Here is a 22,599-nt window from a genome sequence, read left to right as displayed (position 1 = left end):
CACCGTCTCCCAACTCCCAGAAGGCCACGATGCGTTCGTACTCCTTCGTCCTCAACGGCGAACCGGTCACCGTCGAGGCACCCGCCGACATGCCCCTGCTCTGGGTGCTCCGCGACCTGCTCGGTGTCACCGGCCCCAAGTACGGCTGCGGGGTGGGCGTCTGCCGCGCCTGCACCAGCCACCTCGACGGCGAGGAGATCCAGCCGTGCACGGTCCCGGTCGCCGACTGCGCGGACCGCAGGGTGACCACCATCGAGGGCCTCGCCGACGGCGACACCCTGCACCCGGTCCAACAGGCCTGGCTTGACTGCGACGTGGCCCAGTGCGGCTTCTGCCAGCCGGGCCAGATCATGGCGGCCGCCGCCCTCCTGAAGCGCACCCCGCACCCGACGGACGCCGACATCGACCGCATCGAGAACGTCTGCCGGTGCGGCACCTACTCCAGGATCAGGGAGGCGATCAAGAAGGCGTCGGCGAACGGCGGCTGAGAGCGCGCAGGTCGAAGGCGAAGCCCGCACCAGGACGCGGTGGCCGGCGCAGGGGGTTGTCCCTGTGATCATCAGCCGTACCGCCGACTCCTCCTCCGGTTGCCCGGACAACGACCAAAGAGACCCAGGCATAGACGATCGGCCGACGCCCCGACCACCGCGCCCGCCCCACGATGGAACCATCCGACGAGCGGGAGGCATCACGTGAGGACAGCACGGGGGAGTGCGGTCGCCGCCCTGGCCATGGCGACCGTACTGGTATCGACGGCCGGCGCACCGGCCCCGCACCACCCATCCACCACGCAGCTCTACGTCGCCCCATGGGGCGACGACCACGGGCCCGGCACCCTCGACCAGCCCTTTGCCACACCAGCCCGTGCCCAGCAGGCGGTACGGGCCATGGCCCCGCACATGACCTCGGACCTCGTGGTCAACCTACGTGGCGGCACCTACCGACTGACCGCTCCTCTCCGCCTGACCCCCGCCGACTCGGGCCGGCACGGCCACCGGGTGGTCTACCAGGCGTACGGCTACGGCACCCGGCACCCGGAGGCGGTCACCCTCAGCGGCGGACGCCCGATCACCGGCTGGCGCCCCGAGCCCGGGCAGCCCGGGATCTGGCGGGCCGACGTGGGGACCCTGGAGACCCGCCAGCTCTATGTCGACGGCCACCGGGCCCCGCGCGCGGCCCGGGGCGCACCCCTGCCAGGAAAACTGAAACTGACGGCCACCGGCTACACCACGACCAGCAGGACCCCGCTCTCCTGGCGCCACCCCGCCGACCTCGAAGTCGTGTACCGCTACGACTACGTGGAGGGCCGGTGCGGTGTGGCCGCGATCTCCACGCGCGCCGCGGGCAAGACCACGATCACCATGGACCAGCCGTGCTGGCGGATGGCCCGGGCCCTGTACGGAGCGGACGCCCTGACACAGACCCAGGACGTGGAGAACGCCCCGAACTTCCTGGGTAAAGAAGGTAGTTGGTACCTGGACCGCTCCCACCCCGCCCACCACACCCTCTTCTACCGCCACCGCCCGGGCGAGGACATGACCCGAACCGAGGTCCTGGCCCCCACGCTCCAGACCCTGCTCAGCGGGACCGGCAGCTCCGCCACCCACCCCGTCCACGACATCTCTCTCCGGGGCCTGACCTTCGCCCACGCCACCTGGCTGGCGCCGAACGAGCCGGCCGGTTTCGCCGCCGCCTGGAGCATGTACATGCGCCCGGGCAAGGGCGGTGACATCACGTCCCTCACGGTGCCCGGCAACGTCACGGTCCGGCACGCCGAGCACATCACCCTCACCGGCGACCGTTTCACCCATCTCGGCGCCCAGGGCGTCGACTTCGCCGCTGACAGCTCGCACAACGCGGTCGCCGGCAACGTCTTCACGGACATCTCCGACGGCGGTGTCGCCCTGGGCGTCCTGCCCCCGGCCACCCGAGGCACGAACACGGGCAACCGCGTCACGGACAACTGGATCCACCACATCGGCGTCGAGTACCGCGCGGCCTCGGGAATCTGGAACAGCGCCACCCAGGACACCTTGATCGCCCACAACCAGGTCGACCACGTCCCGTACACCGGCATCCTCTCCGGCCCCAGCGAGGACCTGCGCGGCCTGACCCGCCGCAACCGCATCCTCGGCAACCGCGTCTTCGCCACGAACCGACTGCTGGCCGACGGCGGCGGCATCTACCTGCGCGGCGAACAGGGCCCCTCCTACGCGAACGGCGCGCTGGTGGCCCGCAACGCCGTCACCGACAGCGCCCACGGCGTCTGGAACATCGGCATCTACACCGACGACTCCAGCAACCGCATCACCGTCCGCGACAACGTCGTCCACGACTACGTGGCCTCGATCGGCGGCTGCAGCGAGAACTGGGGCAACCGCCCGGTCCGAAACATCCGCTATCTGAACAACTACTGGGACGACAAGGTCCCCACCTGGCTCCCCCGCCGCCCCTACCCCGGCGCCTGGCCCCCCGCCCCCGACTGCGGCGACCCCCAGCACCTCCACTTCACCCACAACACCCTGCTGACCCCGACCCACACCTGCGCATCCCTCCCGACCTGCGCGACCATCACGGACAGCGCAGGCCCAAGGCCGCGGTACCGCGGAGCACCAGGCCTGCGCTGACCGCCGGGGCCGCCCGATGCTCAGCGCGCCAGCAGCCGCCGCAGCCAGTCCAGATGGGCCGTCCTCGCCGACTGGGACAGGGCGGCCTGGGGGGCGAAGCCGTCGAAGCCGTGGAAGCCACCGGGCCAGACGTGGAGTTCGGCGACGCCGCCCGACTGCCAGATGCGGGAGGCGTAGGTGACGGTCTCGTCGCGGAAGGTCTCGGCGGAGCCGACGTCGAGGAAGGCCGGGGGGAGGTTCGTGAGGTCGGTGGCGCGGGCGGGGGCCGCGTACGGGGAGACGTCGGGGCCGCCCCGGGTCTCGCCGAGGAGGGCGGTCCAGCCGGTCTCGTTGGCCGTGTGGTCCCAGACGCCGAGGCCTTTCATCTGGTGGCTGGAGGGGGTGTCGTTGCGGTCGTCGAGCATCGGGCACATCAACATCTGGCCGATGACCGACGGACCCTGACGGTCTCTCAGAAGGAGCGCCAGGGCTGCGGTGAGGCCGCCGCCCGCACTCGCGCCGACGATCACGATCCGCTCAGGGTCGCCGCCGATCTCCTTCGCGTGCCCCGCCGTCCACAGCAGCCCGGCGTACACGTCCTCGACCGGCGCCGGATGCGGATGCTCGGGCGCCAGCCGGTACTCCACCGACACCACCACCGCGCCCAGTTCCCTCGCCCAGGCCAGCGGGAGGTCCACGCCCACCCGGTTGTTGCCGATCACCATGCCGCCGCCGTGCACGTGGTAGATCACCGGCAGCGGGGCGGGGCCGGGAGCGGCGGTGGGACGGCAGATCAGCAGGGAGATCTCGGGGGCGCCCGCCGGGCCGGGTACCGCGCGGTCCTCCACTTCGAAGGCGCCGTCCATGGTGAGGTCGATGTCGGCGAGCAGCCGTATCCCCTCGCCCTGCCTGACCGTGGCTATGTCGTCCATCGTGAACCCCGGTGAGACCATCTCCCCGATCAGCCCCAGGGCAGCGGCGAGTTCGGGGTCGAACGGGGGCGGTACGGAGGTCATGGCGGCTCCTCGCGGCGGTGGTGGACTGCGGCTCGTACGGCCATGATCCGCGCGCCCCTCCGGCCGCCGGCGCCGCCGGACGGCGGAACCTCTCCGCCGTCCGGCGGGTGGTCCGCCGTGTCGATCCGACTGTCATACCACTCCGTCGACATACTCTGCGCCGTCGACTCCGACGAGGACACGGGAGTCCGCCGATCTCCGAAGCTTGACTTGGAGCGCGCTCGAAGTCCTAGCGTCGGCACGGCAGAAGACCATCCGGGCGGAACGGAGAACGGCCATGCGCGTGGGCGTGCACATCAACCGGTTCAACCATCCCGAGGGCGGCCCCGCCCTGGGCGCCGAACTCGCCGCCGCCGGTGCCGCGGCCGAGGCGGCGGGTGTCAGCTGGGTCTCGGTGATGGACCACTACTTCCAGATGGAGTTCAACGGCGGTGCCGAGGACGCCATGCTGGAGGCCTACACCACCCTCGGCTACCTCGCCGGCCGCACCTCCACCGTCCAGCTGGGCGCCCTGGTGACCGGGGTGACCTACCGCCACCCCGGACTCCTCGCCAAGATCGCCACCACTCTCGACGTGGTGTCGGGCGGCCGGGCCACGCTGGGCATCGGGGCCGCCTGGTACGACCGTGAGCACCACGGTCTCGGTGTGCCGTACCCGCCGCTCGCCGAGCGCTTCGAGCGGCTGGAGGAGACCCTGCGGATCTGCCTGCAGATGTGGGACCCGGAAAACAACGGCCCCTTCGAGGGCAGGTACTACCGCCTCGCCGAGACGCTGTGCGTACCGGCGCCGGTCAGCTCGCCGCACCCGGAGATCATGATCGGCGGCGGGGGAGAGAAGAAGACCCTGCGCCTGGTCGCCCAGTACGCGGACGCCTGCAATCTGATCCCCTCCTCGCCGGAGGAACTGCGCCACAAGCTGGAGGTGCTGCGCGGCCACTGTGACACCGTCGGGCGCGACTACGACACCATCCGCAAGACCATCGCGTACGGCGCCGGGCCCGCCACCGAGGGCGACCTGGACGCCTTCACCCGCGACATCGAGGGGTACGCCAAGCTGGGTGTCGACACCGTCATCCTGTCGCCCCGCCTGGGCGAGACCTCGGGGTGGATGGAGAGCTTCGCGGCCCCGGCCGTCGAGCGGCTCGCCGCGATCGACTGAGGCGCGAAGGGGCCGGTGCTCTGTGCGTCCCGGCCCCTTCCGTCAGGCAGTGCCTCAGGCGGCGACAGCCACGTTGCCGTGCAGACGCGCGACGACCTCGGTCAGCTGGGCGGCGACCTCGGCGTCGTCGACCGGGTGGGTCTCGGCGAAGCGGGTCACCGAGCCGGGGATCGACAGCTTGATGTCCTCGACCACCTTGCCGCCGGCGATGCCCACGGCCTTGCGGGCCTCGTCCTGCGCCCACACGCCGCCGAACTGGCCGAAGGCGGTGCCGACGACGGCGACCGGCTTGCCGCCGAAGGCGCCGGCGCCGTAGGGGCGGGACAGCCAGTCGATGGCGTTCTTCAGAACGGCCGGGATGGTGCCGTTGTACTCGGGGGAGAAGAGCAGGAAGGCGTCGGCGGCCTGGGCGGCCGAGCGCAGCTTCGCGGCGGCGGCCGGGACGCTGCCCTCGACGTCGATGTCCTCGTTGTAGAACGGGACGTCGGCCAGGCCCTCGAAGACCTCGACCTCGGCACCCTCGGGGGCGAGCTTGACGGCCGCCTCGGCGAGCTGGCGGTTGTGGGAACCGGCACGAAGACTGCCGACGAGCGCAAGGATGCGGACAGACATGGGGGAACTCCAAGGGGGCTGAAACGCTGCTGTTACGAATCCGGACCGAGGTCCGGTTAATTTCTAACACCTTAAACGGACCGCGGTCCAGTTCTGTTCCCGATGCTTTACGCTGTCTTCATGTCCAGCGTCCTGCCGCCCTTCCCGCAGCCCCAGGAGCCCTTCGACGCCCCCCAGTTGCTCGATGTGGGGCCCGCCGCCGAAGAGCTGTGCCTGCGCGCCGACGCGGCCCGCAACCGCGCCCGGCTGCTGGAGGCCGCCGCCCGGCTGATTGCCGAGCACGGGGTGGCCGGCGTCACCATGGAGGCGGTGGCCGCGGCGGCCGAGGTGGGCAAGGGCACGGTGTTCCGCCGCTTCGGCGACCGCACCGGGCTGCTGATGGCTCTGCTCGACCACTCGGCGCGCCGACTCCAGGCCGACTTCCTCGGCGGGCCGCCGCCGCTGGGCCCCGGTGCCCCGCCGGTCGAGCGGCTGCGGGCGTTCGGTGTCGCGGTGCTGTACCGCGCGGCCGAGCAGCTCGATCTGCAGCTGGCCGCCCAGCCCGAGCCCACCCGGCGCCACGCCCACCCCTCGATGGCGGCGCTGCGTACCCATGTCACCATGCTGCTGCGGCAGATCCAGCCGGACGCGGACTGCGAACTGCTCGCCCACACGCTGCTGGGCTATCTCGACCCCGCCCTGATCCACCATCTGACCAGACAGTGCGGGATGCCGATGGAGCGCCTGGAGGCCGGCTGGATCGACCTGGTCGCCCGGGTCACGCGGACGGAGCCGCCCCGCTGACCTCCCTCCCGTGGGCGGTGAACATGTCGACCAGGCCCTGCGGTGCGTCGGCGCGGAACAGCAGGGCGCCGTTCTGCGCGGACTCCGCCGCGGACCGCTCGGCGCGCGCGAACATCGACTCCTCGTAGGCGGCCAGGGCGGCCTCGGTGTCACCGGGGTGCGCAACCAGCGCGAGGCCCAGGTCGGCGCCGTCGATCAACGCCAGATTGGCGCCTTCGCCGGCGAACGGCGACATCAGATGGGCCGCGTCACCGAGCAGGGTGACGCCGGGCCGCCGGTCCCAGCGGTGGCCTACCGGCAGAGCGTGGATCCGCCGCGGCACCAGCACGCCCTCTGCGTCCGCGACCAGCGCCCGCAGGCTCTTGTCCCAGCCGTCGAAGTGCTGGAGTACGGCCCGCTTGACCGCCTCGGTGTCGGTGAAGTCGATCCCGTCCAGCCACTCCTCGGGCGCCTCCACCGCCGTGTACACATGCAGGCTTCCGTCGCTCTCCCGGTGGGCGAGGAAGCCCCGGCCCGCGCCGAGCGCGAACAGCATGCCGCCGCCGACGACCTCGGCGCTCACCGGGTGCCGTACGTCCGCGTCCGGCAGGTCCGCCTCCACGAACGACACGCCGGTGTACCCGGGCGACGCGTCCGAGAGCAGCGGGCGTACCCGCGACCAGGCGCCGTCCGCGCCGACCAGCAGATCGGTCGTGAAGCAGCCGCCGTCCTCAAGGGTCACCTCGTGCCGGCCGTCGCCCAGCGGACGGGCGCCGGTGACCTTCGCGCCCCAGCGGATCACGCCCTCGGGGAGCGAGCCGAGCAGCAGCCGGCGCAGCTCGCCCCGATCGATCTCCGGCCGCTCGCCGGTGCCGTCGTCGGGCATTGCGAGGCGGACCCGGGCGTCCCGGTCCAGCACCCGCGTCGCCTGGCCGCCCGTGTGGACGTGGGCCAGGAACTCGTCGTACAGCGCGGCCGCGCGCAGCGCCACCTGGCCGGAGTCGTCGTGGATGTCGAGCATGCCGCCCTGGGTGCGGGCGGCGGCGGAGGCGTCCAGATCGAAGACGGCCGCCTCGACGCCGTGCACCCGGAGCACCCGGGCGAGCGTGAGCCCGCCCAGGCCGGCGCCGATGATCGCGATGGGGTGGTGGGGAGTGGACATGGTGGTCTCCTGTGGAAGTCGGCCGGGTACGACGGCTGTGCCGGTCAGCCGGGTACGGCGGTCGTGGAAGTCAGTCGGGTACGGCGGTGTGCTCGATGCCGTTGATCAGCGCCTGGAACGCCCAGGACACGCGCGCCTCGGGCGTGCCCGCCAGTAGTTCGCCGGACGCGGCGGCGATGTGCGGGTGGGTGCGGTCCGACGCCTCGCGCAGGGTCCGCGCGAGGGTGTCCCACTCCTCCTCGGACTCCACGCCCGCGTGCTCGGCGGCGGTCGAGGTGGCGTGCTGGAGCAGCAGGTCGACGCCCCAGGCGGCCCGCTCGCGCGGCACCCCGCCTTCGGCGAGCAGGCTCAGCAGGGTCTCGATCAGGTTCAGGTAGTGCGGGCCGTTCGGCCGCGCCGTCAGCGCGGAGCGGGCCAGGCTCGGATGCTCCAGGAGCATCCCGGTGTAGGCGACCAGCACCCGCTCCAGCCGCTCCCGCCAGCCGCCCTCGGCAGGGGCCGGGCCCACGGTGCCCAGCAGCTCGTCCAGGACCGCCGCGTGCAGCTCGGCGGTGTTGCGGACGTAGACGTACAGCGACGCGGGGCCCGTGTCGAGCTCCTGGGCCAGGCGCCGCATGGTGACCTTCTGCAGGCCCTCGGTGCGCAGGATCTCCACGGCGGCGCCGACGATGCCCTCCCTGGTCAGGGCGGGTTTGGCGGGACGCTCCCGGCGGGAGCGGGGGGTTGCTGGCATGCGTCCACTGTAACGAACGCGTTCGTTGCGAACAAGTTCGGGACGAACCTGTTCGTCCGACGGTGTGGCGATCCCACTTCGTGCAACGGTGAACCACCTTGCCCCGCCGGGCCCCCCTACCCGGCCGTCTGCCAAGATGCCGTACGTCATGGTGCAGATACCGAATACGCCCTCGGCAGCGTCGCCGACTCCGCGCTCGGTCCCCACGAGCGCCGATGTGGCCCGTCTGGCCGGCGTCTCTCGCGCGACCGTCTCCTACGTCCTCAACAACACCAGTGCCGTACGGATCAGCGAGCCCACCCGCCGCCGGGTCCACGAGGCCGCCAAGGAACTCGGATACGTGCCCCACGCGGCCGCCCGCAGCCTGCGCGCCGGCCACAGCCAAATGGTCCTGATGCCCGCCCCGGCCATCCCGATGGGCCCGCTGTACGGCCAGTTCATCAACGACCTCCAGTGGGCCCTCAGCCGCCTCGACTACACGGTGGTCCAGTACGGCACCGCGGGCCTGCGCGGCGACGAAGCCGCCCGCGCCTGGGCCGAGTTGAGACCGGTCGCAGTGCTGGTTCCGGGTGCCGGCCTCGGCGTCGAGGGCGTCGCCGTCCTCAAGCGGGCCGGCGCCCGCGCCGTGGTCACCCTCGGCCCCGAGCGGGTCGACGGCGCGCACGCCCTGCTGATGGACCATGACGCCGTCGGCCGCTGCGCCGGTACCCACCTGTACGCCCGTGGCCGGCGCCGCATCGGCGTGGTCGTCCCCGAGGAGTCCGGCCTGGAGGCCTACTCCCGGCCCCGCCTCGAAGGCGTTCGCCAGGCCCTGTGTGACACCGACGCCACGGTGACCGGGCTGCCGCTCGGCTACACGGAGGAGTCGGCCGCCCGACTCGCCGCGCGCTGGCGGGAGTTGGAGGTCGACTCGGTGTTCGCGTACAACGACGAGTACGCGATGCTGTTAATGCGCGCCCTCCAGGACGCGGGCGTGCGCGTCCCCGAGGACACCGCCGTGGTCGGCGCCGACGACCTGATGCTCGGCCGGCTGCTGCGGCCCCGGCTCTCCACGATCCATATCGACCTGCCGTCCGGCCGTGACCTCGCCGAACTGGTCGACCGCCTGGTGCGCGACCCGGGCGGCGCACCGGAGACACATACGGTGCTCGGCGCCTCGGTGGTGCGGCGCGAGTCCAGCTGATCGGTCACCCTGGTCGGGGCGGTGCTTTTCCCGACGCCCTGACTAGGATGTTGCGCGCTCAACAAAACGGCTCACGGACGACGTGGGCCGCGCAACCCGGTGATCGATCGGAGAGCCGTCATGCCGCTGCTCGACCCGAAGACCTGGCAGGCGAGCGCCCTGTCCGGCCCGCAGTACGCCGTCACCGAGCCCGCCACCGGCGACACGCTCGGCACGGTCACCCTGGCTGTTCCCGCGGACGTCTCCCCGGCCGCCACGGCCGCCCGTGCCGCGCAGCGCGACTGGGCCCGCGCACCGCACTTCGTGCGGGCCCAAGTCCTGCGTCGCGCGGGCGACTTGTTCACGGAGCATGCCGACGAACTGCGCGAGTGGATCGTCCGCGAGTCCGGCTCCGTACCCGGCAAGGCGGACTTCGAACTGCACGTCGCCGCCCAGGAGTGCTACGAGGCGGCCGCCCTCGCCTCCCGCCCGGCGGGCCAGGTCCTGCCCAGCGAGGCGCCCCGGCTGTCGTACACCCGCCGGGTCCCGGTCGGCGTGACCGGGGTGATCGCGCCGTTCAACGCGCCGCTGATCCTGTCCATCCGGTCGGTCGCCCCCGCCGTCGCCCTGGGCAACGGGGTGGTCCTGAAGCCGGACCCGCGCACCGCCGTCTGCGGCGGGCTCTCCCTCGCCGCGGTGTTCGCCGCGGCCGGACTGCCCGAAGGGCTGTTGCAGGTGCTGCCCGGCGGGGCCGACGTCGGCGCGGCACTGGTCGAGGACCCGCAGGTGCCGGTCATCTCCTTCACCGGATCGACGGCGGCCGGCCGCGCCGTCGGTGAGGCCGCGGGCCGCCATCTCAAGCGCGCCCACCTCGAACTCGGCGGAAACTCCGCCCTGATCGTCCTCGAGGACGCCGACCTCGACGCGGTGATCTCCACCGCCGCCTGGGGATCCTTCTTCCACCAGGGCCAGATCTGCATGACGACCGGACGGCACCTGGTCCACGCCTCCCTGGTCGAGGAGTACGTCGAACGCCTCGCCGCCAAGGCCGACTCCCTCGCCGTCGGCGACCCGCACCGCGAGCAGGTCCACCTCGGCCCGATCATCGACGCCGGCCAACTCGCCAAGATCCACGCCCTGGTGGAGTCGAGCACCGCCCACGGCGCGAAACTCGCCGCCGGCGGCACCCACGAGAAGCTCTTCTACCGGCCCACCGTCATCACCGGCGTCGACGACCGCACTCCCGCCTACACCGAGGAGGTCTTCGGACCGGTCGCGCCCGTCCGCGCCTTCGCCGACACCGCCGAGGCCGCCGCCCTCGCGGCAGACAGCTCCTATGGCCTCTCCCTCGGCATCGTCACCCGGGACGCGGCACGCGGCCTGGACCTCGCCGAACGCATCCCGACCGGCATCGTCCACATCAACGACCAGACCGTGAACGACGAGGCCGTGGCCCCCTTCGGCGGAGTCGCCGCCTCCGGCACGGGGGCGCGGTTCGGCGGGGAGTCCAACCTGGAGGCGTTCACGGACGTGCGATGGACGACCGTGCGTGGGGACGTGGCACCGTACCCCTTCTAAATCGAGCTACAGCCGGCAAACCCAGCTAAAAGTTATAGCCGCAGTCAGGGACCCTAACTGCGGCTATGTGGTGTTGCTCAGGCGGTAGCTTCTCACCCGGGCGGTAGGCCGTCACTCGCCCTGCGCGCCACCCTGCTGCGCGGCGATGCTCTTGCGCACCTCGTCCATGTCCAGCTTGCGGGCCTGGCCGATGACGTCCGTCAGGGCTGCCTCCGGGAGGGCGCCCGGCTGGGCGAAGACGGCGACCTGGTCGCGGACGATCATCAGCGTCGGGATCGACTGGATGTCGAAGGCCGCGGCCAGTTCCGGCTGCGCCTCGGTGTCGACCTTGGCGAAGACCAGGTCCGGGTTGGCCTGCGCGGCCTTCTCGTAGACCGGGGCGAACATACGGCACGGGCCGCACCAGGCCGCCCAGAAGTCGATGAGAACGAACTCGTTCTCGGTGACCGTCTGGTCGAAGTTCTCCTTGGTGAGTTCCACGGTGCTGCTCATGCGTGTTTCCCTCTTCCTGACGTGGGGGGGGCGCCCCGCTCCGGGACGAACCGTCCGCACAACACGTCAGGCCGGGTGGGTATTCCGGCCAGGTACCCGTGTGGCCCCGGCGCACACCACCCGTAAGACTGACCCCATGACGGAAACGGAATCCATCGCTTACGACGTAGTGGTGCTCGGGGCCGGGCCCGTGGGGGAGAACGTCGCCGGCCGCACCCGTGCGGCCGGCCTCTCCACCGCGGTCGTGGAGAGCGAACTCGTCGGCGGCGAATGCTCGTACTGGGCGTGCATGCCCAGCAAGGCCCTGCTGCGCCCGGTCATCGCCCAGGCGGACGCCCGCCGCCTGCCCGGTCTCAGCCAGGCGGTCCAGGGCCCCCTCGACACCCCCGCGGTCCTGGCCCGCCGCAACGAGTTCACCTCGCACTGGAAGGACGACGGCCAGGTCGCCTGGCTCGACGGCATCAGTGCCGACCTGTACCGCGGCCACGGCCGCCTCGCCGGACCCCGCACGGTCACCGTGACCGGCCCCGACGGCACCCTCACCACCCTCACCGCCCGGCACGCGGTCGCCGTCGCCACCGGCACCCGCGCCCAGTTGCCCCACCTGCCCGGCCTCGCCGAGGTCAAGCCCTGGACCAGCCGCGAGGCCACCAGCGCCCAGGAGGCGCCCGGCCGGCTGATCGTCGTCGGCGGCGGTGTCGTCGCCACCGAGATGGCCACCGCCTGGCAGGCCCTCGGCTCCCGGGTCACCCTTCTGGTCCGCGGCAAGGGCCTGCTCAACCGCATGGAGCCGTTCGCCGGTGAACTCGTCGCCGAGGCACTCAAGGAGGCCGGCGTCGACGTCCGCACCGGCACCTCCGTCGAGTCGGTGACCCGCGAGAACGGCACGGTCGTGGCCGTGACCGACGCCGGCGACCGCATCGAGGCCGACGAGATCCTCTTCGCCACCGGACGCGTCCCGCACACCGACGACATCGGCCTGGACACCGTCGGCCTGGAACCGGGCTCCTGGCTCACCGTCGACGACACCCTCCTGGTCGAGGGCACCGACTGGCTCTACGCCGTCGGCGACGTCAACCACCGGGCGCTCCTCACCCACCAGGGCAAGTACCAGGCCCGGATCGCGGGCGACACCATCGCCGCCCGCGCCTCGGACACGCCCCTCCTGAACGGCCCCTGGGGCGCCCACGCGGCCACCGCCGACCACCACGCCGTACCGCAGGTCGTCTTCACCGACCCGGAGGCGGCGGCGGTCGGGCTCTCCCTCGCCGAGGCGGAGCAGGCGGGGTACCGGGTGCGGGCCGTCGACGTCGAGTTCTCCTCGGTCGCCGGGGCGGGCCTGTACGCCGAGGGGTACAAGGGCCGCGCCCGGATGGTCGTCGACCTGGAGGCGGAGATCCTGCGCGGGGTCACCTTCGTCGGCCCCGGTGTGGGCGAGCTGATCCACTCGGCGACGGTCGCCGTGGCCGGGCAGGTGCCGATCAGCCGGCTGTGGCATGCGGTGCCGTCGTATCCGACGTTGAGCGAGGTGTGGCTGCGGTTGCTGGAGGCGTACCGGGGGTGAGGGCCGAAGGGGCCGCGTAGCGATAGGGCCCAGCGCCCCCTCGGGGGCGCTCCCGACCGTGGCGCGGTCCTGGTCAGGGCAGCCTGAAGCCCAGCTCCGCCGCCGCCGTCGTCGGGGTCGGCTCGGCCCAGCGCTCCGCCATCGTCTCGGTCGACGACAGTGAGCGGAGTTCGGCGCGGTCCAGGTAGAGCGTGCCGTCGAGATGGTCGGTCTCGTGCTGGACGATCCGGGCCGGCCACCCCGTGAACACCTCGTCGACCGCGCGGCCGTGCTCGTCCTGGCCGCGCAGTCGTACCTCGGCGTGCCGGGCCACCACCGCCTGATATCCCGGCACGCTGAGGCAGCCCTCGAAGAAGGCGGAGCGGGCGCTGCCGACGGGCTCGTAGACCGGGTTGACCAGCACCCGGAAGGGCTGCGGGAGGCGGCCGCGGGCGACGGCGACCTCTTCGGGTACCGGCGCCGGATCCTCGATCACCGCGAGCCGCAGCGGGACGCCGACCTGGGGTGCGGCCAGGCCCACGCCCGGTGCCGCGTGCATGGTGTCGCGCAGCGCCCCGACGAACCGGGCCAGCAGCTCGCGGCCCAACTGGCCGTCGTACGGCTCGGTTCCGCGCCGCAGGACCGGGTCGCCCGCCGCGACGATGGGCAACGGGCCGCCGGCGGCGAGGAGTTCCTCGACCCGCTCGGCAAGAGGTGCGCGATCACTGGGAGATGCCATCGCGCCAGCATGCCACGAGAGGGGATGTGACGCGGGTCACTTTACTCGCCGGGAACTCGGCCCCCTCACCCCCGACCACTGGACCGGCATCATCCCCCGCACGAGTACCCGGAGAACCCCGCCGATGTCCACAGCCCCCTCGAAACTCACCCGCTGGGGCATCGACCTGCACACCGGGATCCTCTTCGGCATCGTCAACCAGCTCGCCCTGGCACTGCTCGCGCTCTCCCTGATCCTGCTGATCCTGTGGGGCTACCGCATGTGGTGGCAGCGCGGCCGCGGCTCCGCCTTCGGGCGGCCGATCCCGCGCGGAGCCTGGGCGGAGGTCCCGCCGTACCTCCTCGTCCCGGCGATGGCGAATGATCGCGGTGGTCGGCTTCTTCGTGCCCCTGCTCGGGATCCCGCTCGCCGCTTTCAGCTCCGTGGACATCGCGCTCGGCGAGATCGCGCACCGCCGCGGGCGGCGGACCTACGGCAGCAGGGGCGGCGTGAAGTAGCGTGGTGAGACACGCCGACGAGCGTGTCGCCACGCCGGAGGGAGACGGGGACTACGGCGCGGGCCCGGCGCGGGCAGGGGGAGCTGGAGGGCCAGGTGCTCGGCGCGCTGCGCGAGGCCGGCGGTCCCGTCACCGCCGCCTGGGTGCTGGAGCGGCTCGGCGGCGACCTCGCCTACACCACCGTGGTGACCATCCTGACCCGGCTGCTCGCCAAGGACGTCGTCGCCCGTGAACGGCGGGGCCGCGCCTTCCTGTGGACGCCGACCGCCGACGTGGCCCGGCTCGCAGCCCTGCGGATGCGCCGGCTCCTCGACGGCGAACGGGACCGCGAGGCCGTCCTGGCGAGCTTCGTCACCGCGCTGCCGCCGGGCGACGAGCAGGTGCTGCGGGCGCTCCTGGAGGCCGCCGGGCCGGGCCGGGTGAACAGTCGGAACACCGCGCACACCGACCACGGCGGTACGGAAGACTGACCGCCCATGGGGGTCTTCGTCTTCCTGCCGCTGGTCCTGCCGCTGGTCCTGCCGCTGACCGCCTGGCCCGTCGCCCGGCTGGCCGAGGGACGGCTGCATCCGCGCACCGCCACCCGGCTGCTCACCGCGGTGGCCGTGGTGATGGCCGTGGGCACCACGCTCCGCCTGGCCCTGCTGATGGTGGTCGGCACCGCCCAGCTCCCCGCCAACCCCCTCCCGGACGCGTGGTCCGACCCGGAGGTGCGGGCCGCAGTGCCGCAGGACGGGTTCGCGGGCCGTGCCGCCATCCCCGCGCTCGGCTCGGTCGCCGTGCTGTGCGGGCGCACCCTCCACCGGCACCGGCGGGTCGCCCGGCTCGCCCGGCGGGCGCTGACCGGACTGCCCGGCCGGATGGTGTCCGTCCTGCCCGACCGCACCCCCTACGCCTATGCGCTGCCCGACCGGATCGTCGTCACCACCGCGCTCCTCGACGGCCTCGCCCGCCGGGCCCTGTTCGCCCACGAACGCGCCCATGTCGCCGCCCGGCACCACCGGTACCTGCTCGCCGTGCACCTGGCGGCACGCGCCAACCCCTTCCTGTGGCCGCTTCGTACCGCGGTCGCCTACACCGCCGAGCGCTGCGCGGACGAGGAGGCGGCTCGCTCGGTGGGGGACCGGCGCACGGTCGCCCTTGCCATCGGCAGGGCGGCGCTGCTGTCCAGGGGCACCCCGGCCCCCACCCTGGCCGCGCTGGCCGCCACCGGACCGGTGCCGCGCCGGGTCGCCGCGCTGCTCGGCCCCGCCCCCTCGGCCCGCGGCTGGCCGTCGGCGTTCACCGCGGCCGGCCTCGCCGTCTGGGGCGCGGCCGCGGGCAGCCTCGTGTCGGCGATGTCCTCGGCGAACTCTGCGGTCACCCTGTTCCTGACCCTGCACGCGGCCACTCCGCTGTGACAGCCGTACGACAGTGAAAGGAGTCCCTGGAATGCAGGGACCCCTTTTACCTGACTGCCGCTCAGTCCTGCGGGAAGTCGCCCGCCAGTGCCGAGGCGAGGCGCAGATGCGGTTCCGCCTCCTCGTGCCGGGCCTGCCGCTGGAGCGTGCGGCCCAGCATCAGCCGGGCGTAGTGCTCCACCGGGTCGCGTTCGACGATCTCCCGCAACTCGGCCTCGGCACGGCGCAGTTGGGCCGAGTGGTAGTAGGCGCGCGCCAGCAGCAGCCGAGGTCCGGTCTGCTCCGGCACCTCCTCGACCAGCCGGGCGAGCACCCGCGCGGCGCCCGCGTAGTCCTTGGCGTCGAAGAACAGCTGGGCGCGGTCCCAGCGCTCGGCGAGAGTTCCCTGGTCGTAGTACGTGGTGTCCACTCGTGACCTCCTTCGAGGCCGTCAACCGGGCGGCATAGTTGAATATTCCACTACCCGGTCTGCCGGGTGGTTTGGCGGCGCCGGTACGGGCTACACGGCCGGTGGACAGGGATGTGCGGGGCCACCGAGAAGGGAGAAACGCCGTGCGTCACGAGCCTCCCGGGCGAACTCGGCAGCCGCTGTCGCGGGCGCGCTCAGGAATGATCGGCGGCCGCGTCCCGCGGACCGGTACCGAACCGGTCACCGCGCGGAGCGCGGTACGCCTGCGCCTGCTGCTGAGCGGCATCTTCCTGCCGCTGTTCGCCGCTTCATGCGTTCTGTTCGGCGTCTGGGCCGCACACTCCCGGGCAGCGGACAGTCCCGGCCGCGCAGTCCTGGTCGCCCTCGCCGTCGTCTGCGGGGTCCTCGCCCTGGCGACGGCCCTGGACCTGCTGGTCGTGATGCGTCGGCTGCGTCGGGAGCGGCGCCTTTCCCGGTGAGTTCAGGCCCCGGTCGCAGGCCCTGTGAAGCGGCCGGTCGTGGTGGTGTCAGGGGCCCTGCCCATACGTCCGTCACGGCGGTGGTGGGCGGTACTGACGGCCATGGCGGCCAGACCCAGACAGAAGATCAGCGCCAGCGCGAGACCAGAGCAGAAGATCGCGAGCGGGCTGAGGGTGGCGACGTGGTGATCGAGCACGGACACGGTGTAACCAGGTCCGCCGGCCAGGTTGCCGGCGATCGCCAGGACGGTGAAGGCGACGGTCGCCGCGACAAGGAGCAGTCCGAGGAACAACATCCCAGTCATCTCCTCAGGTCCTCAGGAAAAACGGTCCTGCGGACCGAGTACCTGCGACCCGACGGATTACACGGCGCCCAACCCGACACAGCGTGCGGTCTCGGCATCGTTCCCCCGGAGCCGGAGCCGGAGCCGGAGCCGGAGCCGGAGCCGGAGCCGCGGCCGGGGGACGGTCGCATCACCCGGACCGGGCCGGGTAGTCGGCCCCGGCGCACACCTCGGTGCCTTCACATTCCGGTGACAACGGTGAGTCGGTGACTGGACCATGACGACGAAGACCCACAGGAACTCCGGCAGGAAGACGACCGGCGCGACGGACGAGGCGGTCGTGCACGCGCTGCTCGACCGGCAGCGGCGCACCTATCCGGCGCAGGCCGGCATCCGCCTGCGCAACACCCCCGCACCGCTGTACCAGACGCTCGTGCTCGCGAACCTCCTCAGCGCCCGTATCAGGGCCGACATCGCGGTGGCCGCGGCCAGGGCCCTGTTCGACGCCGGGCTGCGCGACGCGCGGTCGATGGCGGACGCATCCTGGCAGCAACGCGTCGACGCCCTCGGCAAGGGCGGCTACCGCCGCTACGACGAGCGCACCTCCACCATGCTCGGCAAGGGAGCCGAACTGCTCCTCGAACGGTATGACGGCGATCTGCGCAGGCTGCGCGGGGAGAGCGACCCGCGGAAGGCCTTGACGGACATTCCCGGGATCGGGCCCACGGGCGCCGACATCTTCCTGCGTGACGTCCAGGGAGTGTGGGCGGAGTTCGCACCGTACTTCGACCGCAAGGCGTTGGAGGGCGCCCGGCGGCTCGGACTGCCCGCCTCGCCCGAAAAGCTCGGCGGTCTCGTCCCCGGCCGCGAGATGCCCCGCCTGGCCGACGGCCTGGTCCACGCGGCCCTCGACAAGCCGCTGGCCGACGAGGTGCTGTCCCTGGCGTCGAACACCAACTAGGCGAAGCTGGGCAGTCACGACCGCGTTGGTCGTGGCTTGGCCGGGGAGCTACGGCCGGTTGCCTGAACCGGCCGCCGTCCCCGTGGTCCGTACCTGTCTTGTTCGACTCTACGAACTTTCTGCGTGACGGGTACACATCACCGACGTGCTCTGATAGGAAACCTTCCTATCAGTGCATCCCCGTCCGCCCCCCACCTTCTGGAGCCCACGTGAGGCATCCGAACAACCCCACGACGAACACCGTCCTGACCTCTCGTCGCACCTTGCTCGCCCTGCTCGGCGCGTCCGCGGCCGGCGCCGTGCTGCTGCGTCCCGCGCACGCCTCGGCCGCCTCCGCCGCCTCGGCGGAGGCGAGCTGTGTGGGTCTCGACGACCCGGCGAAGAAGGAGATCGCCATGAAGCTGGTGTCGAGCGCGGAGAACTCCTCGCTCGACTGGAAGGCGCAGTACAAGTACATCGAGGACATCGGCGACGGCCGCGGCTACACCGCCGGAATCATCGGATTCTGCTCCGGCACCGGCGACATGCTCGACCTCGTACAGCTCTACACCGACCGCAAGCCCGGCAACGTGCTCGCCAAGTACCTGCCGGCACTGCGCCGGGTCAACGGAACCGACTCGCACTCCGGCCTCGACCCGAACTTCCCCTCCGACTGGCGCAAGGCGGCCCAGGACACCGCGTTCCAGCAGGCGCAGAACGACGAGCGCGACCGGGTGTACTTCAACCCGGCCGTACAGCAGGGCAAGACGGACCGGCTGGGCACGCTCGGGCAGTTCGCCTACTACGACGCCATCGTCATGCACGGTGACGGCGACGACTCCACCAGCTTCCGCAACATACGCAAGCGCGCCCTCGGCAAGGCGAAGCCGCCGGCGCAGGGCGGCGACGAGGTGACCTACCTCAACGCCTTCCTCGACGCGCGCGTATGGGCCATGAAGCAGGAGGAGGCCCACAGCGACACCACCAGGGTCGACACCGAGCAGCGGGTCTTCCTGCGCAATGGCAATCTGTGCCTGAGCACCCCGCTGGACTGGAAGGTGTACGGGGACAGCTACCACATCGGCTGACCCACCCGCGGGGCTGCCTCGGCTGTCGTACCGCCGTATCACCGTGCGGTACGGCAGCCCACCTCCTCGCGCGTGCGGAACCGCACCGAAGTGCCGCCGTTGTGGTCGATCCCGGCGACCTTCTCCCAGGAGTCGATGTCGAAGTGGTCCTTGCCAGGGGGTGCGTGGGGGAGTTCAGTCAGTGGTCAGATGGTCGGCGAGGCCCCGTTTGACCCCGGCGACGAACGCCGTGATCTCCTCCGGGGTGTAGATAAGGGCGGGACCGGCCGGATCGGTCGACTGCCGCAGCGCCACCCGTCCGTCGGCGAGTTGCTTCGTCTGCACGCACTGACCTCCGTTGGGGCCGCTCCAGGGCGACTCCCAGCCCTGCTCGCCGAGGTCCGTGGCGGGCATGCCGTTGTAGACGTCGTGGGCACTGCCGTCGATGATGGTCATGAGTACTCCTTGCGCATGTGGTTCAGCAGCGCCCTGCTCTGTGCGTCGGAGGTGAGCAGGGACATGCGGTTGTGCGCCTCCAGATGGGCCACGACGTCGGACCGCTGGTCCAGGTACATCGCGCCGGAGAGGATCTCGCTGTAGACGACGTCGGGAAGCTCGGGCTCCTCGAAACGGAAGTAGGTGAACGGGGCACACGCGCCCACCTGGGCGCCGGCGGTGAACGGCACGATGTCGACGCTGACGTGCTCCAGCTCCGAGACCTTCAGGAGCCGTTCCATCTGCGTCCGCATCACCTGGGGGCCGCCGACCGCCCGGTGCAGGACGGCCTCCTCCATGACCACCCACAGGGTGGGCGCGTCGGCTCTCTCCAGCAGGGCCTGACGGCGCAGCCGGAGGCTCACGCGCCGCTCCAGGTCCTCGTCGCGGTCGTTGGGGAAGCCGCCGCCGAGCACCGCGCGCGCGTACTCGGGGGTCTGCAGCAGCCCCGTGGCGTAGTGCGGCTCGTAGTTGCGCATGGCCGTGGCGCCGGTCTCCAGGCTCACGTAGGCGCTGAACCAGGTGGGCAGCACATCGCGGTAGGCGTGCCACCAGCCGGGCGCGTTGGCCCGCTCGGCGAAGGCGACGAACTCGTCCGTCTCCTGCCGGTCGGCGCCATAGGTCTCAAGGAGTTTCTCCACATAGAGAGGCCTCAGCGCCACCTCCGCCTTCTCCAGACGGCGGATGGTCAGGGGAGCGACCCGCAGCGCCCGCGCCGCTTCCTCCAGTGACACGCCCGCCTCCTGGCGCCGCTCATGGAGTCTGCGGCCCAGGATCATGCGCAGCACGGTGGGCGCACTGGCGCTGCTGCCCGCGTTCGACCGGCCTTCGCTCACGCCCTACCTCCTGAGGGGACATCACCGGCGCAAGTCTGACAGTCACTTGATGAAGCGACCACATCGACACCGGCATGCTGAAATTATCAGGGAGTCGGTTGCAGGTTGAACCCGGCTGCGCGCATAGTTACTTGAGTAAATCGGGGTCATGCTCACGGGCAACGTACGTCTCCCGTGTGGACGTTGCTCAGCTCTGCCTGCTCCCCGCCGCACCCGCCTCACGGAAGGCAACCACCGTGTCCCCCCACGCGACCTCCCCGCTCGATCTGTTAGACGTCGTCGACCCCGACCAGGCGCACTGGATGGAGCTGCCCGCGCACCGCTCCAGCGTCAGAGTCGCCCGCCGCTCCATGAGGGAGCACCTGAACGGGTGGGGGATGCCCGGCGAGCTGTGCGAGGACGCGGTGCTACTCGTGTCCGAGCTGGTCACCAACGCCATCCGCCACACGTTCAGCGTCCGCATCCTGTGCGGCGTGGGCGTGATCACCGATGGCTGTCTGCGGCTGGAGGTGCACGACCACGACTACTCGCGGCGGGGTCTGCTCGTGCGTGAGCCCGGCCCCGACGACGAGGGCGGCCGGGGACTGCTGCTCGTCGAGGAGCTTGCCCAATCCTGGGGCGTCGACCGGTCCCGGCTCACCAGCGGACACGCGGTGTGGGCCACACTGACGCCCTGACGCAGGCGCCGGGCACCTACCCAGAGGGGATGGTGGGGTGCCGGACGGGCGAGGGGGGACTCGCCCGATCCGTCTCTGTGAAGAACCGGCAGAGACGGCGCCGGCCCCGGTGAGCACACTCGCCTCCTGGGGGAGGGTGACCGTGTTCACCGGGGCACTTTCGCACCCGCCGACTGCTCCAGCTCGTCCACACAGCGCTTTCGACACCGGTCCCGCAGGTCATAGGCCTGCGGGACCGGTGTCTGTTGTGGCCTTCGGCCGACAACTCAACTTTCCTTGACAAAATAATTTGTCGGTCCGATGCTGGAACCGGACACAGGACACCGCACATCCAGGCAGCAAGGAAACCGAGATGCGTACTCTGATCAGCACCGCCTTCATCTCCCTCGACGGCGTCGTCGAGGCCCCCGGTGGCGAACCCGGCTACCGGAACTCCGGGTGGACCTTCAAGGGCGTCGAGTTCGTCCCCGAGGCGTTCGAGATCAAGGAGCGCGAACAGAAGGAGTCGACCGCGATCCTGATGGGCCGCACCAGCTACGAGGCGTTCAGCCCGGTATGGCCGGACATGCCGGAGTTCTCCCACTACAAGACTCTGCCGAAGTACGTCGTCTCCACCACGCTCACCGCGGACGCCCTGGTCTCGAACTGGGGCGCCACCACGATCCTGCGCTCGCTCGACGAGGTCGCCGCCCTCAAGGAGACCGAGGGCGGCCCGATCATCGTGCACGGCAGCGCCGCGCTGAACCACGCGCTGTCCGACGCGGGCCTGATCGACCGCTACCACCTGCTCGTCTACCCGCTGCTGCTCGGCGCCGGCAAGCGGCTGTTCAGCACGACGGACAAGGACACGCAGCAGCTGAAGCTGGTCGAGCAGGAGGCCTACTCCAACGGCGTGCAGAAGGCCGTCTTCGACGTCGTCCGCTGACCGGATCCCGCGCCGCCGTCAGCAGGGCTTGCGCCACACCCCCAGCTCCAGCTTCTTCTGCATCGACGACAGGCCCAGCCGCCGCGACTCGGCGCAGAAGGCACTGGGAGGTTCCTCGTACTCCACATGGAACACGGCCTTGGCCGCCTCGACGAACGGGGCGAGACGCGCGCACTCGTCGTACTGCGCGCACTCCTCGTTGACCGCGAAGTCGAAGTCGGCGAGCAGTTGCGGAATCTGCCGAAGGTCGTTCTTCAGGCCCACCGACATCCCGCGTGCATGCGCGATGTCCGCGATCATGCGGTTGTAGCGGAGCTGGTCGGCGCCGGTGAGGCGGAACCCGGTGTGGTTGCCGTAGCCCTCCACCAGGTCCGGCAGCTTCCCGTGTCGACACGGTCGGCCCAGCCGCCGCCCCTCGATCTCGCGGCGCAGGCGCCGCGCGGTGACACCACGCAGCACGCCCGCGTCCCGGACGTCCACGCGGCGGACGCGTCGGCCCCGGCCGCAGGAGTCCAGCACCTCGCGGAAGCCCTCCACATCCGGCAACTCCGGCATGCGTACCTCCCGGCGGCCGCCCCTGTCGCGATGCGCGGCACCCTCCCGGGTAGCCGGACTCGCGCACGTCAACCGCCGGGGGCCGCAAAGGCAGCCACGACCGGCCGGAACGATGTCGAAACGATGTGCACCGGCACGCGCCTCGCCCGCATGGCCCGGCCCCGTACGGGGCATTTGCCAATCATGAAAGACGCGCCTGTGGTGGTGCAGCCACCGGGCCCCGACGGCGGCAGGCGGGTGACCATCCGCGGAGAGTATGTCGGCACCGCGTATCACCTGCTCGACGTCGTCGAGTTCCTGCGCCGGGCCGGGCTGCCCGAGGCCAGTACGACGGTCGACGACCCGGACCTGATCGAGTGGCGCGGCATGGGTCCCAAAGCCTGGACGGCCGCCGGCTGATCCGGGGACCGGCCCGCTGCCGGGAAGAGGCCTGCACGAAGCCGTGGCCCTGCTCCGGCGTGGCCGCACGGC

General features: G+C 71.6%; 25 protein-coding genes and 2 pseudogenes. 16 read left to right on the top strand and 11 right to left on the bottom strand.

What is annotated here, in order from left to right; genetic code table 11:
- Window positions 1-29 precede the first annotated feature (29 nt).
- Window positions 30-488: a (2Fe-2S)-binding protein gene (locus ACZ7OO_RS06570; RefSeq protein WP_471502094.1), complete on the top strand. Its 459-nt coding sequence runs from the start codon at window positions 30-32 to the stop codon at window positions 486-488.
- A gap of 204 nt (window positions 489-692) precedes the next feature.
- Complete coding sequence (locus ACZ7OO_RS06565; RefSeq protein ID WP_471502092.1) at window positions 693-2,627, top strand: right-handed parallel beta-helix repeat-containing protein; 1,935 nt, start codon at window positions 693-695, stop codon at window positions 2,625-2,627.
- 20 nt (window positions 2,628-2,647) lie between these two features.
- Here ACZ7OO_RS06565 and ACZ7OO_RS06560 read toward each other — a convergent pair whose 3' ends face one another.
- The gene (locus tag ACZ7OO_RS06560; protein WP_471502090.1) at window positions 2,648-3,622 is read right to left on the bottom strand and encodes an alpha/beta hydrolase; all 975 of its coding nucleotides are present in this window, start codon (window positions 3,620-3,622) and stop codon (window positions 2,648-2,650) included.
- Between the two features lie 277 nt (window positions 3,623-3,899).
- Here ACZ7OO_RS06560 and ACZ7OO_RS06555 point away from each other — a divergent pair, with 277 nt between their 5' ends.
- Window positions 3,900-4,781, top strand: a complete 882-nt coding sequence (locus tag ACZ7OO_RS06555) for an LLM class F420-dependent oxidoreductase (RefSeq protein ID WP_471502088.1) — start codon at window positions 3,900-3,902, stop codon at window positions 4,779-4,781.
- 54 nt (window positions 4,782-4,835) lie between these two features.
- Here ACZ7OO_RS06555 and ACZ7OO_RS06550 read toward each other — a convergent pair whose 3' ends face one another.
- Entirely contained in the window at window positions 4,836-5,393 is a 558-nt protein-coding gene (locus ACZ7OO_RS06550) for an NADPH-dependent FMN reductase (RefSeq protein ID WP_471502086.1), read from the bottom strand.
- A 102-nt stretch (window positions 5,394-5,495) separates the two neighbouring features.
- Here ACZ7OO_RS06550 and ACZ7OO_RS06545 point away from each other — a divergent pair, with 102 nt between their 5' ends.
- Window positions 5,496-6,176 (top strand): TetR/AcrR family transcriptional regulator, encoded by a 681-nt coding sequence (locus ACZ7OO_RS06545; RefSeq protein ID WP_471502084.1) that lies wholly within the window; start codon window positions 5,496-5,498, stop codon window positions 6,174-6,176.
- On the opposite strand, the gene ACZ7OO_RS06540 is transcribed toward ACZ7OO_RS06545, so the two are convergent.
- Window positions 6,151-7,317 carry an FAD-dependent oxidoreductase gene (locus tag ACZ7OO_RS06540; protein WP_471502082.1) on the bottom strand — a complete coding sequence of 389 codons (1,167 nt, stop codon included), beginning with the start codon at window positions 7,315-7,317 and terminating at the stop codon, window positions 6,151-6,153. The two genes, ACZ7OO_RS06545 and ACZ7OO_RS06540, sit on opposite strands and share 26 nt — an antisense overlap.
- 70 nt (window positions 7,318-7,387) lie before the next feature.
- Complete coding sequence (locus ACZ7OO_RS06535) at window positions 7,388-8,050, bottom strand: TetR/AcrR family transcriptional regulator (RefSeq protein WP_471502080.1); 663 nt, start codon at window positions 8,048-8,050, stop codon at window positions 7,388-7,390.
- A 136-nt stretch (window positions 8,051-8,186) separates the two neighbouring features.
- On the opposite strand from ACZ7OO_RS06535, the gene ACZ7OO_RS06530 reads away from it, so the two are divergent.
- Together ACZ7OO_RS06530 and ACZ7OO_RS06525 are read left to right on the top strand one after the other, a co-directional pair.
- Window positions 8,187-9,233: a LacI family DNA-binding transcriptional regulator gene (locus ACZ7OO_RS06530; protein WP_471502078.1), complete on the top strand. Its 1,047-nt coding sequence runs from the start codon at window positions 8,187-8,189 to the stop codon at window positions 9,231-9,233.
- Between the two features lie 120 nt (window positions 9,234-9,353).
- The gene (locus ACZ7OO_RS06525) at window positions 9,354-10,790 is read left to right on the top strand and encodes a benzaldehyde dehydrogenase (RefSeq protein ID WP_471502076.1); all 1,437 of its coding nucleotides are present in this window, start codon (window positions 9,354-9,356) and stop codon (window positions 10,788-10,790) included.
- A 111-nt stretch (window positions 10,791-10,901) separates the two neighbouring features.
- Here ACZ7OO_RS06525 and trxA read toward each other — a convergent pair whose 3' ends face one another.
- Complete coding sequence (gene trxA, locus ACZ7OO_RS06520; RefSeq protein WP_352224948.1) at window positions 10,902-11,282, bottom strand: thioredoxin; 381 nt, start codon at window positions 11,280-11,282, stop codon at window positions 10,902-10,904.
- 136 nt (window positions 11,283-11,418) lie between these two features.
- Here trxA and ACZ7OO_RS06515 point away from each other — a divergent pair, with 136 nt between their 5' ends.
- On the top strand, window positions 11,419-12,846 hold the full coding sequence (locus tag ACZ7OO_RS06515) for a dihydrolipoyl dehydrogenase family protein (protein ID WP_471502074.1): 1,428 nt from the start codon (window positions 11,419-11,421) through the stop codon (window positions 12,844-12,846).
- A gap of 73 nt (window positions 12,847-12,919) precedes the next feature.
- Here ACZ7OO_RS06515 and ACZ7OO_RS06510 read toward each other — a convergent pair whose 3' ends face one another.
- Window positions 12,920-13,564, bottom strand: coding sequence for a peptide deformylase (locus ACZ7OO_RS06510; protein WP_471502072.1), 645 nt, complete (start codon window positions 13,562-13,564; stop codon window positions 12,920-12,922).
- On the opposite strand from ACZ7OO_RS06510, the pseudogene ACZ7OO_RS06505 reads away from it, so the two are divergent.
- The 3 genes and pseudogenes from ACZ7OO_RS06505 to ACZ7OO_RS06495 all read left to right on the top strand — a co-directional run bounded on the left by ACZ7OO_RS06505 (window position 13,488) and on the right by ACZ7OO_RS06495 (window position 15,461).
- Window positions 13,488-14,061, top strand: a pseudogene (locus ACZ7OO_RS06505) (PepSY domain-containing protein). The gene ACZ7OO_RS06510 and the pseudogene ACZ7OO_RS06505 overlap by 77 nt on opposite strands.
- A gap of 23 nt (window positions 14,062-14,084) precedes the next feature.
- Window positions 14,085-14,531, top strand: coding sequence for a BlaI/MecI/CopY family transcriptional regulator (locus tag ACZ7OO_RS06500; RefSeq protein ID WP_471502070.1), 447 nt, complete (start codon window positions 14,085-14,087; stop codon window positions 14,529-14,531).
- A 6-nt stretch (window positions 14,532-14,537) separates the two neighbouring features.
- On the top strand, window positions 14,538-15,461 hold the full coding sequence (locus ACZ7OO_RS06495) for a M56 family metallopeptidase (protein WP_471502068.1): 924 nt from the start codon (window positions 14,538-14,540) through the stop codon (window positions 15,459-15,461).
- 61 nt (window positions 15,462-15,522) lie between these two features.
- Here ACZ7OO_RS06495 and ACZ7OO_RS06490 read toward each other — a convergent pair whose 3' ends face one another.
- Complete coding sequence (locus tag ACZ7OO_RS06490; RefSeq protein ID WP_471502066.1) at window positions 15,523-15,870, bottom strand: tetratricopeptide repeat protein; 348 nt, start codon at window positions 15,868-15,870, stop codon at window positions 15,523-15,525.
- Window positions 15,871-16,070: 200 nt separating this feature from the next.
- On the opposite strand from ACZ7OO_RS06490, the gene ACZ7OO_RS06485 reads away from it, so the two are divergent.
- Window positions 16,071-16,349 carry a DUF6343 family protein gene (locus ACZ7OO_RS06485; protein ID WP_471502356.1) on the top strand — a complete coding sequence of 93 codons (279 nt, stop codon included), beginning with the start codon at window positions 16,071-16,073 and terminating at the stop codon, window positions 16,347-16,349.
- 2 nt (window positions 16,350-16,351) lie between these two features.
- Here the strand turns inward: ACZ7OO_RS06485 and ACZ7OO_RS06480 are convergent, their stop codons facing one another.
- Window positions 16,352-16,654, bottom strand: a complete 303-nt coding sequence (locus ACZ7OO_RS06480) for a hypothetical protein (protein WP_471502064.1) — start codon at window positions 16,652-16,654, stop codon at window positions 16,352-16,354.
- A 256-nt stretch (window positions 16,655-16,910) separates the two neighbouring features.
- On the opposite strand from ACZ7OO_RS06480, the gene ACZ7OO_RS06475 reads away from it, so the two are divergent.
- Window positions 16,911-17,594, top strand: a complete 684-nt coding sequence (locus ACZ7OO_RS06475) for an HhH-GDP family DNA glycosylase (RefSeq protein ID WP_471502062.1) — start codon at window positions 16,911-16,913, stop codon at window positions 17,592-17,594.
- A 209-nt stretch (window positions 17,595-17,803) separates the two neighbouring features.
- Complete coding sequence (locus ACZ7OO_RS06470) at window positions 17,804-18,661, top strand: chitosanase (protein WP_471502060.1); 858 nt, start codon at window positions 17,804-17,806, stop codon at window positions 18,659-18,661.
- A 174-nt stretch (window positions 18,662-18,835) separates the two neighbouring features.
- Here the strand turns inward: ACZ7OO_RS06470 and ACZ7OO_RS06465 are convergent, their stop codons facing one another.
- Both ACZ7OO_RS06465 and ACZ7OO_RS06460 read right to left on the bottom strand, forming a co-directional pair.
- Entirely contained in the window at window positions 18,836-19,096 is a 261-nt protein-coding gene (locus tag ACZ7OO_RS06465) for a DUF397 domain-containing protein (protein ID WP_352224958.1), read from the bottom strand.
- Window positions 19,093-19,971, bottom strand: a complete 879-nt coding sequence (locus ACZ7OO_RS06460) for a helix-turn-helix domain-containing protein (RefSeq protein ID WP_471502058.1) — start codon at window positions 19,969-19,971, stop codon at window positions 19,093-19,095. The genes ACZ7OO_RS06465 and ACZ7OO_RS06460 overlap by 4 nt, the downstream gene beginning before the upstream one ends.
- A 236-nt stretch (window positions 19,972-20,207) precedes the next feature.
- On the opposite strand from ACZ7OO_RS06460, the gene ACZ7OO_RS06455 reads away from it, so the two are divergent.
- Together ACZ7OO_RS06455 and ACZ7OO_RS06450 are read left to right on the top strand one after the other, a co-directional pair.
- The gene (locus ACZ7OO_RS06455) at window positions 20,208-20,648 is read left to right on the top strand and encodes an ATP-binding protein (protein ID WP_471502056.1); all 441 of its coding nucleotides are present in this window, start codon (window positions 20,208-20,210) and stop codon (window positions 20,646-20,648) included.
- A gap of 352 nt (window positions 20,649-21,000) precedes the next feature.
- Window positions 21,001-21,573, top strand: a complete 573-nt coding sequence (locus ACZ7OO_RS06450; RefSeq protein WP_471502054.1) for a dihydrofolate reductase family protein — start codon at window positions 21,001-21,003, stop codon at window positions 21,571-21,573.
- An 18-nt stretch (window positions 21,574-21,591) separates the two neighbouring features.
- Here ACZ7OO_RS06450 and ACZ7OO_RS06445 read toward each other — a convergent pair.
- A pseudogene (locus ACZ7OO_RS06445) lies at window positions 21,592-22,116 on the bottom strand (endo alpha-1,4 polygalactosaminidase); the annotation flags it as partial.
- A gap of 195 nt (window positions 22,117-22,311) precedes the next feature.
- Here ACZ7OO_RS06445 and ACZ7OO_RS06440 point away from each other — a divergent pair.
- The gene (locus ACZ7OO_RS06440; protein WP_471502052.1) at window positions 22,312-22,527 is read left to right on the top strand and encodes a hypothetical protein; all 216 of its coding nucleotides are present in this window, start codon (window positions 22,312-22,314) and stop codon (window positions 22,525-22,527) included.
- Window positions 22,528-22,599 lie beyond the last annotated feature (72 nt).

This window comes from Streptomyces sp. NPDC111744 (assembly GCF_055634995.1).
This window is presented reverse-complemented; position numbering and strand designations above follow the sequence as displayed.